The organism is Intestinibacter sp. (assembly GCF_034113885.1).
Classification (GTDB): domain Bacteria; phylum Bacillota; class Clostridia; order Peptostreptococcales; family Peptostreptococcaceae; genus Intestinibacter.
In genome coordinates this window covers 1-15,392 of sequence record NZ_JAXEWM010000087.1, presented here as the reverse complement: position 1 = coordinate 15,392, position 15,392 = coordinate 1, and the positions used below count along the sequence as shown (strand labels likewise).

12 protein-coding genes and 1 other annotated feature are annotated in these 15,392 nt (G+C 30.7%); of the genes, 1 reads left to right on the top strand and 11 read right to left on the bottom strand.

The features are described 5' to 3' along the window. Nucleotides 1-733: ABC transporter permease (locus tag SPD90_RS05190; RefSeq protein ID WP_320924525.1), on the bottom strand; the 733-nt coding region annotated here is incomplete at its 3' end. Nucleotides 734-814: 81 nt separating this feature from the next. Then, nucleotides 815-1,225, bottom strand: a complete 411-nt coding sequence (locus SPD90_RS05185; protein ID WP_320625084.1) for a MarR family winged helix-turn-helix transcriptional regulator — start codon at nt 1,223-1,225, stop codon at nt 815-817. 148 nt (nt 1,226-1,373) lie between these two features. On the opposite strand from SPD90_RS05185, the gene SPD90_RS05180 reads away from it, so the two are divergent. After that, nucleotides 1,374-2,705, top strand: a complete 1,332-nt coding sequence (locus tag SPD90_RS05180; RefSeq protein ID WP_320924524.1) for a hypothetical protein — start codon at nt 1,374-1,376, stop codon at nt 2,703-2,705. Between the two features lie 100 nt (nt 2,706-2,805). On the opposite strand, the gene SPD90_RS05175 is transcribed toward SPD90_RS05180, so the two are convergent. The 9 genes from SPD90_RS05175 to SPD90_RS05135 form a co-directional block, all read right to left on the bottom strand. Continuing rightward, the gene (locus tag SPD90_RS05175) at nt 2,806-4,215 is read right to left on the bottom strand and encodes a YfcC family protein (RefSeq protein WP_320626996.1); all 1,410 of its coding nucleotides are present in this window, start codon (nt 4,213-4,215) and stop codon (nt 2,806-2,808) included. A gap of 208 nt (nt 4,216-4,423) precedes the next feature. Next, entirely contained in the window at nt 4,424-5,596 is a 1,173-nt protein-coding gene (locus SPD90_RS05170) for a M20 family metallopeptidase (RefSeq protein WP_320924523.1), read from the bottom strand. Nucleotides 5,597-5,632: 36 nt separating this feature from the next. Next, nucleotides 5,633-7,270, bottom strand: coding sequence for an N-acyl-D-amino-acid deacylase family protein (locus SPD90_RS05165; RefSeq protein WP_320924522.1), 1,638 nt, complete (start codon nt 7,268-7,270; stop codon nt 5,633-5,635). A 30-nt stretch (nt 7,271-7,300) separates the two neighbouring features. Continuing rightward, nucleotides 7,301-8,935, bottom strand: a complete 1,635-nt coding sequence (locus SPD90_RS05160; protein WP_320924521.1) for an N-acyl-D-amino-acid deacylase family protein — start codon at nt 8,933-8,935, stop codon at nt 7,301-7,303. Nucleotides 8,936-9,127: 192 nt separating this feature from the next. Continuing rightward, entirely contained in the window at nt 9,128-10,768 is a 1,641-nt protein-coding gene (locus SPD90_RS05155) for an N-acyl-D-amino-acid deacylase family protein (protein WP_320924520.1), read from the bottom strand. Nucleotides 10,769-10,970: 202 nt separating this feature from the next. Then, a complete protein-coding gene (locus SPD90_RS05150; protein ID WP_320924519.1) occupies nt 10,971-11,633 on the bottom strand; it encodes a hypothetical protein in 663 nt (220 codons plus the stop codon). Nucleotides 11,634-11,655: 22 nt separating this feature from the next. Beyond that, complete coding sequence (locus tag SPD90_RS05145) at nt 11,656-12,381, bottom strand: DUF5058 family protein (RefSeq protein ID WP_320625339.1); 726 nt, start codon at nt 12,379-12,381, stop codon at nt 11,656-11,658. A gap of 244 nt (nt 12,382-12,625) precedes the next feature. Then, nucleotides 12,626-13,138: a hypothetical protein gene (locus tag SPD90_RS05140; RefSeq protein WP_320924518.1), complete on the bottom strand. Its 513-nt coding sequence runs from the start codon at nt 13,136-13,138 to the stop codon at nt 12,626-12,628. Between the two features lie 480 nt (nt 13,139-13,618). Further along, nucleotides 13,619-15,007: a TrpB-like pyridoxal phosphate-dependent enzyme gene (locus SPD90_RS05135; RefSeq protein ID WP_320625337.1), complete on the bottom strand. Its 1,389-nt coding sequence runs from the start codon at nt 15,005-15,007 to the stop codon at nt 13,619-13,621. 65 nt (nt 15,008-15,072) lie between these two features. Continuing rightward, nucleotides 15,073-15,317, bottom strand: a binding site (T-box leader). Nucleotides 15,318-15,392 lie beyond the last annotated feature (75 nt).

The window sequence follows — 15,392 nt, the reverse complement described above, 5'->3', positions numbered from 1 at the left end:
GCATTACAGGTGCATTTAATACTAATATCTTTTCTGCATCTACGAATTTATTTTTGACATTTAAAGAGGCTTTTTTAAATTTATTTATTTCAAAATCCTCTCTAACCGCAGATTTTACTGTTCTTATACCAGTTAAATTTTCTTGAACACTTGCATTTAAATCATCGTATTTTTTAAAAACGCTCATAAACTTAGGATGTACATTTGTCATTATAAAGAAAAGCACTGTCCCGAGAAATATTATTGCGCCTAAAAATACTAATGCTAAAGTCCTATTTATCAAAACAGACATAATCATAGCAAATATCAGCATAAGTGGCGCTCTTACACACATTCTTAAAATCATTTGATATGCATTTTGCACATTTGTTATATCGGTAGTAAGTCTTGTAACTAGACCTGCAGTTGAAAACTTGTCGATATTTTGAAATGAAAAGTCTTGAATATTTTCAAACATAGCACTTCTTAAATTTCTTGCAAAACCTGCAGAAGCATTTGCCCCATACTTCGCACCTAAAGCACCACATGCAAGTGATAACATCGAAACAATGAGCATAAGTATACCTACCTTAGCAATATATCCCATATCACTATTATTTACACCGTTGTCGATAACTGCAGCCATTAACAACGGTATAATTACCTCACAAATAGCTTCTAGTATCATAAATAATGGTGTTAATATAGAAGCTCTTTTGAATTCCCCTATATACGACGCTAATTTTCGTATCATTATTAATACCTCCTCAATACATAAATAAATTTATTTTTGTATAATAAAGTAGAGAGTTCTCTACATTATTTATATACGTCTTTATTTTAAATTATTTAAAACTTTATTTAGTAACACAACTAATTCTTCCTTTTCTTCATCAGAAAAACCTTTGATAATTTGAGATTCTAATTCTTTAAGATCAATATAGCTTTCTTCTAGTACAATTTTGCTTTTATCTGTCATTTTTATAATTTTAGATCTTCTATCATTTAAATTAGTCTCTCTAGTTATTAAATTTTTATCCTCTAGCCTATTTAAAATCCCTGTGATTGTAGGGTTTGTCAATCTTAAACCAGCCTCTAAATCCCTCTGTGTAACTGTAGAACTACCATGATGCTTTAAATACACAAGAACATCCATTTGAGATTGTGTCAAATTGTATCGTTGTAAATTTTTATTACATCGAGATTCAAAAGCTATATGTATTTGTTTAAATATAGGACCTAACATAAATTTTATTCCTCCTAAATATATAGCTTGCTATATATTTTACTTATTTTTATTTTTTGTGTCAATATCTATTTAAATTTTTATTTGTATTAAATTGTTAGAAATGCTAAAATAAGCTAATAATAAATTTATAGTTTGGAGTGATTTTTTGAAAATAGCATTAGTTGCACCAATAGTTATTATGAATAAAGCCAGAGAAGTAGTTAAAGAATTCAACGATATTGAATTAATCGAACTCCTATATAACGATTATAAAGAAAGTGCAGATATGATTAAAAGTATACCTAAAGACTATGACGCTTTATTATTTGGAGGTTTAAGTGCGTATTCTTATTCTAAACAATATTTAAAGATCGACTGCTTGTGGGATTACTTTCCAAGACATGTTTCTTCTTTTACAAATGCTCTTTTAAGTGCCTCATTATTGAACTATGATATAAAAAATATAAGCTGTGATACTTTTTCTTATGAATTAATAAAAGAGGCTTATACCGATTTATCATTTGACTTCGATAATATAAATGTATCTTTAATAAAAGACGAGCCTCTTCATATAAATGACGAGGTTGGAAAAACTAAATATAATCAGCAGGTTTTTAACTTCCATAAAAAAAATTACTTAAAAGATGATAGAACCTGTATTATAACAGCACTTCATACAGTCGATAAAATGCTTAAAAAAGATGGAATTCACTGCTTTACTGCATATCCTTCTCGTGCTGTAATAAGGGAGACTATCTCTAAGCTATATTTAAAATACGAGGCTAAGCAAAATCAAAAGAGTAAAATAGTTATACTTTCAATCGAAATCGATTTGCCGAGCGAGTACTCTGTAATCAGTAAGGACGAATACCATTATATACACGAAAAAATGTCTGTCTTGGAAATGATTTATAAGTTCGCTCAAGACATAAAAGCAGCAGTTGTAGAGGCTTCTTCCAATACATATTTACTTTTTTCTACAAAAAATATATTGGAATTAGAAACAGATAATTTTAAAAATATTTCTCTATTAAATGAAATAGATGAGCATTCTCTGCACACAGTATCAATCGGTATAGGCTATGGTTCAACAGCACAGGATGCAAAGTATAATGCAAACTCTGGAATGATTAAAGCAAAACAACATAATAAAAATACAGCTTATATAGTATACGAAAACAATAAAGTTGAAGGCCCTATAATGCCTAACGAGATAGATAGCTCATCAGACGACAATTTAATAGATAAAAAGCTATCTTCAATTTCTCAAACCTCTGGCGTAAGTATAAACACAGTTTTTTTACTTTACAATGTCGTCACTAAATACAAAAAAAATCACTTTACTTCTAAAGAATTAGCAGAAGCATGTAACCTGTCTATTAGAAGTATTAACCGTATTGTAAGTAAATTAGAATTAAGTGGATACTGTAAGATAGTCGGCAAAAAAATAGTAAATGATACTGGAAGACCGAGCCGAATTATCCAATTTGATTTTTAAACTAATATATAACTCTATACAAAAAAGGTATATAGGATAATTCGCTTATCTCATATACCTTTTTTGCATTTATTTTATAAGGAAAAATTTATTAGATACATTATGCTATACCTATCATAACACCTATCATAAGTGCTATCATTATTATTACTGACCATATAACAAATAGTGGTAATATCCATTTTAACCATTTTTCATATTTTACACCAGCTAATGCTATACAAGCCATCATTGTTCCATTTGTAGGGAATATACAGTTTGATAATCCATCCCCAAATTGATATGCACAAACTGCTAATTGTCTAGTTACTCCTACTAAATCTGCAAGTGGAGCCATTATTGGCATTACTACAACTGCTTGTCCTGAACCTGATGATACGAAGAAGTTAACAAGTACATTTGCTACATACATAAGTGGTGCTGATATATATGCTGGGAAGTTTTGTAAGAATAATGCAAATGCATGTGTTATAGTATGTAATATACTTCCTTCTGAAAGTAATATTGATATTGCTGCTGCACATCCCATTAACATAGCTGAGAAACACATTTCTTTACAACCATCTACGAAAGATTTAACTATTTGATCTCCGTTTAATCCTCCTACTATACCTCCAGATACTCCTACTATGAAGAATATAGCTGCCATATAATCCATACCCCAGCTGTATTTAACAGCTCCATATGAATATATACCAAATCCTACTAGCATAATTAACATTATTATTCCATGTCTAGCTTCGAATTTAGTTATTTCATCTTCTTTGACTTCCATTATTTCATAGTCACCGTAAACTAAGCTCTTAGTTGGATCTTGTGACACCTTCTTAGCATAACGCATAGTATATAATGCTGTTGCTACAAATACTATCGCCCATATTACAAATCTATATCCAAATCCTGATAAAACAGGTAATTCAGCTATAGCTTGAGCTGTTTGTAATGTAGGTCCACATAATTGTGTTGTAGAAAATCCTTGATATGCTGCTACGAAAGTAACTGCTACTGCACATATTGGGTCTAATTTTAATCTGTTTGCAAGTAGTATTCCTATTGGAATAAATGCTACAACTGGATTTATTAAAACACCTGCATCTCCTAATAAAGACATTACTAGCATCAATATTGGTATAGTTATTAATACTTTATTTCCTAGCTTATCAATTAATAATGATATAAAGCCGTCTACAGCCTTTGTATCGATTATTATTTTAAAGTATCCTCCTAATAAGAATAGGAAAAATATAATTGCTTGGTTCTTTTGAAGCCCTGCATAAAATGCAGTAAAGAATTGCCATAAGCTTATACCTTGTTGTTCAACATAAGTAAATGAATTTGGATCTAATACTGTTGTTCCTGATGCTGTTGTTATTTCAGCGTATTTACCAGCTGGAACTATATAAGTCAATATCGATACAAAAATCATAATTCCTATGACTATGATATAAGCATTTGGAACCTTAAATCCTCTTTTCTTTTCGACGTTTAAATTTTTCTTATTTGCTTCCAAGATAATACCCCCTTTTATTTTCTGAATTTTGCAAATTTTCAATATATTTGATTTATAAATTAAATAAATTAATTTAATATAATATATCATAACATGGATATTACTTCTACACATAAATCTTATTTTTATTTAAAAACTTTTATCGTAATTATATATTAAAGTATAATTTAATATATAATTACGATAAATTAAAATTATATTCTATTTACTATTTTTCAAATTTAGCTATATTTAATATTGCTGTTGCATATAATTTTGCTCTTTCATACATAGTGTCTACTATTGCATATTCACGCATAGTATGGTTCCATTCACCTACAACACCACAAGAACATAATGTTGGAACACCTGCTATAGTTAAGTAGCTTGCATCTGAAGCTCCTCCAACTGTTCTGTATCCAAATTCTCTAAATCCAAATTCTTCAGCAGTATCTTTTATAAAATTATATAATCTCATAGTATCTTCAGTTGTTTCATAAGGCATCATTTTGCTTATATATCTAACTTCACAAGAAGTTTGATCTATAACTTGGTTCTTAGCTATAGCTTCTAATTTAGCTTTTATTTCATCTAATTGAGAAACCTTATTAAATCTTATGTCTATATCTATAGTACATTTTGATGGTATAGCATTTGCACTATGTCCACCGTTTATTAAAGTAGTAGAACAAGATATTCCAGCTTCTAAGTCAGTTATTTTTTGAACATCGATTATTTTATAAGCCATTTCAGCTATTGCATTTCTTCCTGATGCAAAGTCGTTACCAGCATGAGAAGATACTCCTGTAACTTCAAGTTGTACACCTATTCTACCTCTTCTACCTACACAGATAGCGTTGTCTATTAATCCTGTTTCCATATTAAATGCACAAAGTCCGCCTTTAGCTTCTGCCATCATTATTTCTGGAGCATTTGATCCTATATGGTTAGCTTCTTCGTCTCCTGCAAATATTACTTTTATAGGTCTTTCATCGTATCCTATAGAATTTAGAGCCTTTATTACATAAAGAGCTATTACTATACCACCTTTCATATCGAGAACACCTATACCTTCAGCTTTTCCATCTACTACTTTAAATGGTCTTTTTGCTAAAGTTCCTATTTCTAAAGCTGTATCCATATGTCCTGAGAATATGATTGGTTTTCCTGGTCTGTCTTTACCTAATATACCTGATAAACAGTACCCATTAGGTTCTGCTGGTATTAATTTACAGCAAAGACCTTCAGCTTCAAATAATTCTTTGAATTTTATAGCTACTTTATTTACATCTTCTTTTGAATAACCATAACTTTCTATATTTACTACTTCTCCTAAAGTTTCTACCATCGCGTCTTTTTGACTATCGATATAATCATAAACTTGTTTTAATACCTTTTCCATTTAACTCTCCCTCTATAACATTCTATATAAATTTAATTACTTAGACGCATATTCATTTTTTAATACCTTTCCACGTAATACATCTAATTGTTCTCCATCTTTAAATGCAATATTTCCATTTACTAAAACTGTTTCTATTCCCTCTGGATATTGCTTTGGATTTTTATATGTGGCTTTATCTATTATAGTATTTTCGTCAAAAATAACTATATCTGCATAATAACCTTCTTTTAACAATCCCCTGTCTTTAAGTCCTAATCTCTTAGCTGGATTTGAAGTTAATTTTCTAACTGCCTTTTCTATAGAGAATAGTCCTTTTTCTCTTGAATAATGTCCTAAAACTATACTTGGTGTACCAAAGGCTCTTGGATGAGTGCTACTCTTTGATAGTAGACCTATATGAGATAAACTCATACTGTCTGAACCAACAGATACATCATCTTTAGATAATATCTTTATAACATCGTCTTCATCCATACCTTCAACGACCATTTGAATTCTTCCATTTTCTTTTATAAGAATTTCAAATATCGTTGTATATATATCATCTATACCAAGCTCTTTACTTATTTCTTCTAGAGTTTTACCTTCCATCCAAGAATCCTCGTCTTTGACAACAGACGCTATCATTATTCCTGGAACAGATTTAACTATACTTGCAAAGTTTTGCCATCCTGGTAGACCATTTTCTATATCGTGAATTATTTTCTCTCTGTTTTCTGGAAGCTTAATTCTCTCTATCATCTTGTCTACTCCACCTTCAAATGTCCATGGTGGCATCAAAGCTGATAGTGAAGTCATTCCAGAGTTGTATGGATATACATCAAAAGTCACGTCTAAGCCTTCTTTTCTAGCCTTTTCTATTTTATCGAATAACATATCAGTTTTTCCAAAATTAGGCTTACCTGATAATTTTAAATGTGATATTTCAAGTGATGCTCCTGATTGTCTGCAGACATCTATAGCCTCGTCCATTGCCTTTTCTATATCATCACCTTCATTTCTCATATGAGTTGCATAAAATCCACCGTATTTTTTAGTAACTTTATTTAGCTCTATAAGCTCTTTTTGTGATGTAAATTCTCCTGGCAGATATACAAGACCTGAAGTCAATCCCAATGCTCCACATTTGAAGCATTCTTCAGTTAAATCAATCATATTTTGAAGTTGTTCATCAGTTGGATCTTCTTTTGAAAATCCCATTTCGTGAATTCTTATCGCCCCTTGTGCTAGAAGCGGTGCTACATTTACTGCTGGAGGATTTTCCTCCATGTATTTAATGTAGCTTGCATAAGTATCCCAAGGTAGTTCAAGCTTTACTGGCATACTTCCAACTATTCTTGTTCCTAGATAGTCTAATAATAATTGTCTATTTTCTTCTTTTACTGGTGCCACTCCTATACCACAGTTTCCTATGACATCTGTTGTTACACCTGTGTATATTCTACTTCTGGCATATCTATCGTATACTAAAGACATATCAGAATGTGTATGTATATCTATAAATCCAGGTGATACTACTTTTTTATTTGCATCTATAGTAGTTTTGGCTTCTTTATTTGATAAATCGCCTATTTCTACTATTTTTTCTCCTATTATTCCTATATCACCTTTGTACGCTGTTTCACCTGAACCATCTACTATTTTTCCATTAATTATTTTTAAGTCAAACATAACGGACTCCTATAAATCATTAATTTCATATTATTTACTTGCAAAAGAATTTTTTAAGAATCTTCCTGGTAACACATCTAATTGTTCACCATCTTTAAATGCAACTACCCCATTTACAAGTACTGTATCTATTCCAACTGGATATTGTTTTGGATCCTTGTATGTAGCCATATCTTTTATAGTGTCTGGGTTAAATATTACTATATCTGCGAAGTTTCCTTCTTTTATTAATCCTCTATCTTCTAATTTTAATATTTTAGCTATATTATAAGTTAATTTCTTAACTCCTTCTTCAAGAGAGAAGCATTTCTTTTCTCTTACAAATTCACCTAAAACCTTAGCTTGTGTACCAAATGCTCTTGGGTGAGTACTTGTTTTAGCTAATAATCCTTCTGTAGCTAAGCTCATTGAGTCAGATCCTACCATTGAATCTGGATGGCATAAGATAGTTTCTACATCCTTTTCATCCATCAATACTACTGTTATTTGAACTCTACCATTTTCTTTGTAAAGTATGTCAAACATTGTATTGTATACATCTTTATCCCATTTAGCTGCTATTTCAGTTAATTTCATTCCTTCCATCCATGAATCTTCATCCTTAGTAACTGAAACTATTGTTACATCATCCCATGAACGTAAGCTTCCACCGAAGTTTTGCCATCCTGGTAATCCATTTTCTATATCGTGAACTATTTGCTTTCTATTTTTTTCATCAGTTAATCTATCTACCATTTTGTCTACTCCACCTTCAAACATCCAAGGAGGTAGTAATGCTGATAGAGAAGTCATTCCTGCATTGTATGGATAAACGTCAAATGACATTTTAACTCCTTCTTCTCTAGCCTTGTTTATTTTTGCAAATAATTTATCTGTTTGTCCAAAGTTTTTATGTCCTAAACATTTTAAGTGAGATATATGAAGTCTTACACCTGATTTTTTAGCTACATCTATAGCTTCATCCATTGCTTCAAATATTTCATCTCCTTCATTTCTCATATGAGTTGCATAGAAGCCATCGTATTTAGCGACTTTTTTGCAAAGCTCTACTAATTCATTTTGTGTAGTATATTCACCTGGTAAATATACAAGACCTGAAGTCATTCCTAGAGGTCCTTCTTGCATACATTCATCTGCTAATTCGACCATATTTTCTAATTCTTTGTCAGTTGGTTCTTCTTTAGAGAATCCCATCTCATATATTCTAATTGGTCCTTGAGCTAGAAGTGGTGCTACATTTACTGCTGGTGGATTTTCTTCCATGTATTTAACATAGCTTTCATAGCTACTCCATGGTAACTCTAATTTAACTGGCATACTTCCAACTATTCTTGTTCCTAGATAATCAAGTAATAATTGTCTGTTTTCTTCTTTTACTGGTGCCACACCTATACCACAGTTTCCTATAACATCTGTTGTTACACCTGAACGTATTCTACTGCATGCGTTTCTATCATATACTAAAGACATATCTGAATGAGTATGCATATCTATAAATCCTGGTGATACAACTTGTCCTTTTGCATCTATTATAGTTTTTGTATCTTCACCAGATAGATCTCCTATTTTTTCTATTTTATCTCCTATTATTCCTAAATCTGCTTTATAAGCTTCTTTTCCAGAACCATCTACTATAATTCCATTTATTATTTTTATGTCTAACATCTATAAAGCCTCCTTTTTATTACTTTTTGAAAAAGGGGAACCACCAATAACGGCAATTCCCCTTTTTTTATGTTAATAGTCATTTCTTAAGGGACAAGGGTTTTTAAGTTCTCGGTATATGAACTGTATGTATAATATTTTAAAAGGTTAATGACTATTGATGCTTGCATGTTAATTATTCTCTATTTAAAATTATTGATTTTGTCTTGCATAAGCATTTTTTAATAATTTTCCTGGTAATACATCTACTTGTTTACCATTTTCTAAGGCAACTACACCATTTACAAGTACAGTTTCAATTCCTTCTGGATATTGTTTTGGATTCGCATAAGTTGCTTTATCTTGTACAGTATCTGGATTGAATATTACTATATCTGCATAGTTTCCTTCAGCTAATGTTCCTCTTCTGTCTAATTGTAATACTGATGCTGGAAGACCAGTTAATTTTCTTACAGCTGCTTCAAGAGAGAAGCATTTTCTATCTCTTACATATTCAGATATAACTTTAGTTTGAGTACCAAATGCTCTTGGATGAGTACTTGTTTTAGCTAACATTCCTTCTGTTGCTAAACTCATTGAGTCAGATCCTACCATTACATCTGGTTGAGAAAGTATCATTTCTACTTCTTTGTCATCCATGAAGTTAGTAGTTATTTGAACTCTACCATTTTCATGTATTAATGTTTCGAATATAGCAGTATATGGATCAGTTCCTTTAGCTTCTGCTATTTGAGTTATAGTTTTTCCTTCCATCCAAGCATCGTCGTCTTTAGTTACTGAAACCACTGTTATATCGTCCCAAGTTTTACAGCAACCAGCGAAGTTTTGCCATCCAGGAATTCCTTCTTCTATATCTTTGATTATTTGTTTTCTATTATCTTCATCTTTGATTCTTTCTATCATGTTGTTAACTCCACCTTCAAATGTCCATGGTGGCATTAAAGCTGATAGAGAAGTCATACCTGCTGTATATGGATATACGTCAAATGATACTTCCATACCTTCATCTTGAGCGTCTCTTATTTGTTTTATTAAGTTAGTTGCTTTACCGAAGTTTTTATATCCCATTGCTTTTAAGTGAGATACATGTAAATGTACTCCAGCTTCTTTTGCAACACTTATAGCTTCTTCTAATGCTTGTTCAACTTCATCTGATTCAGTTCTCATATGAGTTGCGTAGAAGCATCCATATTTAGCAGCTATTTTACATATTTCAACGATTTCTTTTCTAGTTGTATATTCACCTGGTAAATAAACAAGACCTGTTGTTACACCTAGTGCACCTTGTTTGAAGCATTCTTCTACTTCATCTAGCATATGTTGTAATTGTTCTTCTGTTGGTTCTTCTTTAGAGAATCCCATTTCCCATATTCTGATTGGACCTTGAGCTAAAAGAGGTGCTACGTTTACTGCTGGTGGGTTTTGTTCCATATATTTGAAGTAGCTTTCATAGCTATCCCATGGTAATTCTAGTTTTACTGGCATACTACCAACTATTCTTGTTCCTAAATAGTCAAGTAATAATTGTCTATTTTCTTCTTTTACAGGTGCTACACCTATACCACAGTTTCCTATAACATCTGTTGTTATCCCTGAATATATTCTTGAGCTTGCATTTCTGTCGTATACTAAAGACATATCTGAGTGAGTATGCATATCTATAAATCCTGGTGATACTACATTTCCTTTTGCATCTATTACAGTTTTTGCTTCTTCGTTTGATAAGTCTCCTATTTTTGTTATTTTATCTCCTACTATACCAACTTCACCATCAAATGCTGGTGCTCCTGTACCATCTATTATTTTGGCATTTATTATTTTAATATCTAACATAATTGCCTCCTACTACTTTTAATTATTATTTTATATATAATCCAAGTAGCTTATAACTTATTATAAACTACTTGGATATTTTCTATTAAGGTAACGGTTATACTTTTATTTAGTATATTATTTTTTTATTTTAGTTTTGGGTTATTTGTATATATTTTAATATTTTAACATCTATTATTTATTATTTTAATTATTTTAACTATTATGCTTTTGCATCGTTTTTATGATCCATATTGTAAACAAAGTAACAAGAAATCATACCACCGATAACTGCTCCTAATGTAGCAAATCCTGTATTTGCTCCTGTTGTTTTAACTATATGGTATATTACTAAAGCTATTATAAAAGTTGCGATAGAACCTTTTGCACTCTTTGGTAGCATTTGAACATATATAGCTGCGAATAATGCAGGTAATGTAAATGTAAATGCAAATGTTACTGATGCAGGTAATAATGGTAATACTACGTTACCTATTATTGTGAATATTGTTACTATACTAAATGAAGTAAATATAGAACCAACTACAGCTATTGTAGACATACATTTTCCTTCAGCTGTTCCTGCTTCATATCCTGATATTTTTTGAGCCATTGTTATAGAAGGCATCTTCATATCACCAACTGAACCTGAAATCCATCCTATATAAGAACCACCTGCACCTAATGCTGGATAGTAAGATATTGGTTGTATAACCCAACTTATACCATAAGTTGCTGCTGCAACACCCCATATTTGCATTATTTGTGCACCTGATGGACATAATCCTTTAAATATAGCTAAGTAAGCAACTGGTAAGAAGTTACCAACTATAGCTACTAACATTGCTATTGTCCCAATTTGAATTACTTTTTTATCGTATGACATAATATGATAAACCTCCTTCTCATTAAGCTTGTGGTATAGTTACTATACCCATATTGTATAATACTGTTGCAACGATCATACCGATAACCATTGCTATACCAAGAGCCAATTCTTGAAGTCTTTGATTCTTGATAAATTTATTTATTAAGAACATTGATATTGCTGATGCTATTGCAGCTGCTAAATAAGCGCTACCTTTTTTGTAAGTTGCATTTACTAACAAGTAACCGAATAATCCGAATACTGCACCTTGCATAACCATGTTTATCATTTTAGGGTTAAATTTAGCATTTAATGAGTCAACTATTTTACCCATTCTACTAGTTAATACTAATGTAACAAATAACCAACCAAAGTTATTTAATGCCATACCCCAAAGACTGTATGCAAATCCTTGTGCATCAAATCCAGCTTCACCTGGAACTTGTCCTAATATACCTGCTGCTATTGTAGATACACCAAGTTCTGATCTTGCAGCACCTACGTCATTTAATCTCATCCAAGTTGTTGGAGCACCAAATATATTTAAGAATGAAACTAATACAACAACACATGCTAATGCAGGTCCTACTGTAGTTATACAAGCACTTCTAACACCTGCTACCATTTTTTGCTTGTCCATGTTAAGATTTTCAGCTTCCTTCAAAGATGCTTTTAAGAATGCTAAACATCCTCCTAATAATGCCGCCATCATAACTGCAGCTCCAATCCATAGCCCAGGATCGTTCATGATATCTTTTACTTCCATAATTGATAATTCCCCTTTCTTTTTTCTGAAAATTAATTTTATTACTTCATTTTCTATGCTTATATAATAAACCGTTTTTTTTGTCTTTAATATGTCTTTAAGTTGTCCAAAAGTTTTTCACTTATTTACGTTATAGTATATTTTTAAACTTTTTATTAGATTTTTATTTAAATAACAAAAAAAAATAAGGACTTTAATAAAAATTAAAATCCTTATTTTTAATAAAACTTTGTCAAAATAAATTTTATTTACTGCTAATATTTTTTTCATAGTACTTTTTTAGTTTATTAAATATTTGATGAACATTTTCATTGCATCCTGTTATTAATATTCGTTGTGTTCCCCTATTATCGTACTTTTTACTAAAATCCACATCGATTTTGTTTTTATTGCGATTATTCTCGTCTTTTAAATTAAAACATATATAATTATCAGTAACCATATCCTTTTTATTTAAAAATGTCTTTTTATAAATATAAATCTCTTTAATTTCATTCCACTTGATTGTTTTGAAATCTAATGTAGTTGTATTTGTTATGCCTTCTTTATCTGCCTTTAACACAATTTTAGGATTCATAAACTTTCTAAGTTCGATAAATAAAATAACTGTTGCCACAATTATACTAAAAATAACAGCTGGCTTCTTGACTGAGCTATAATATAGCATTGAACATAAATAAGCCAGTATTATTAAAACTAAAACTACCCATAAAAGCACTTTTTTTCTACTTTCCTTAATGATTAGATCCTTCTCCATACATACCTCCTACTAAGTGTTCTATTTTTTAAAATCCTTGAAATAAATTATATATTATTTACTATTTTTGTCAAAATGTTTTTTTCTCTAAAGTTTATAATTGTTCTTTTTTTGATTGTTTTAAATTTACAAATATAAAATCCGAACATTTTTTATTATATATTTTTCTATTTGTTTTTCGTAAATAAAAAAAACAAAGAATCCTCAATAAATTTAATCGAAAATTCTTTGTTTTTATTTTATCAATATTTACTTGTCTTTAATATTGTCTAAAAGTACATTTTAATTTATATATTTAACTTATTTTTTATATATTTTTTCTTTATAACAATTATCTTTTTTAAGTTTTCTAAAGAATTCTTTTTATTTTAATAGGAAAATAGCTTGCAATTTAAAAACTAAATTTCATTTTTAAAAATTTAACTTTAATTCTAAATTTTCTAAACATTTATCATTTTTATCTATTTTATATCATAATCACTATTTTATTTCATCTTGTATTCCTGGAATTATAGGTAATTTATCAAAACCAACTTGTAAATCTTCATCTGTAGGAATATAATCAGTCATTGTTCCTTCTACATAAGCATTATATCCCTTCATATCGAAGTATCCTGTTCCAGTTAATCCAAATAATATAGTCTTTTCTTCACCAGTTTCTTTACATTTTAGCGCTTCATCTATTGCGACTCTGATAGCATGTGATGATTCTGGAGCTGGAAGTATTGTTTCAACCTTAGCGAATAATGTAGCAGCTTCAAATACCTTAGTTTGTTCAACTGCAACTGCTTCCATATATCCATCATGGTATAATTTAGATAGTACTGGACTCATACCGTGATATCTAAGTCCTCCAGCATGGTTTTTAGATGGTGTAAATTCACAGCCTAGAGTATACATTTTAGCCATAGGAGTTATTTTACCTGTATCGCAGAAATCATATGCGTATTTACCTCTTGTAAGAGATGGACAAGATGCTGGTTCTACTGCAACTATTCTAGGATTAGCTTTACCTAATAGCTTGTCTTGCATGTATGGAGCTATAAGTCCACCTAGGTTAGATCCTCCACCTGCACATCCTATTACTATATCAGGGTATTCTTCTAATTTATCCATAGCAGCCTTAGCTTCTAATCCTATTATTGATTGATGTAAAAGTACTTGGTTTAAAACTGAACCTAAAACATATCTGTACCCATCTGTACTTACTGCTACTTCAACAGCTTCAGATATTGCAGTTCCTAGAGAACCTGGATCATCTGGGTTTTGAGCTAGTATTTTTCTACCTGCATTTGTAGTGTCACTTGGAGATGGAGTTACATCTGCTCCAAATACTCTCATTATATTTTTTCTGTCAGGCTTTTGTTCATAAGATACTTTAACCATATATACATTTAGCGGTAATCCAAAGTATGAACAAGCTTCTGATAGAGCAGTTCCCCATTGTCCTGCACCAGTTTCAGTAGTAACACCTTTTAATCCTTCTTTTTTAGCATAATAAGCTTGTGCTATAGCTGAATTTAATTTATGACTTCCTGAAGTATTGTTCCCTTCAAATTTGTAGTATATTTTAGCTGGTGTTCCTAGAGCTTTTTCTAAGTTATATGCTCTACAAAGTGGTGATGGTCTATATATTTTATACATTTCTCTAACTTCATCTGGTATATCAACGTATCTAGTTTCGTTGTCCATTTCTTGGTGAGCTAATTCCTTACAAAATACTGGATATAAATCCTCTTCAACAGCTGGCTTCATTGTAGCAGGATTTATCATTGGATCTGGTAATTCCTTCATGTCAGCTCTTAGGTTATACCATTGTTTTGGTATCTCTTCTTCACTTAAATATAATCTGTATGGTGCCTTTTTCATATCTTTTTCCTCCCTAATACTTTAAATTTAATAATTTTTGCAAATAAAAAAGACTTTTATCCCATAATCGGGACAAAAGTCATATCTTCTGCGGTACCACCCTAATTGGTCATAAAGACCCTCTCATCTCATATACTATCATATATGCTCCTATGGTAACGGATGGAGTTCCCGTCAGATACTACTCAGATAAAACCTTTCATTCTGCCCTCATAAGTCCATTCAATACAAGTTATTTATCGCGATTCCACCAACTGCGACTCTCTGTAAAATAATTATTGTATCTACTCCTCTTATTCATCGGTTTAAATATTATAGTAAAATTATATTTCTCTTCGTTTTATTTGTCAACCATTTTCTAAATTTATTTGTTATTTTAAATTTT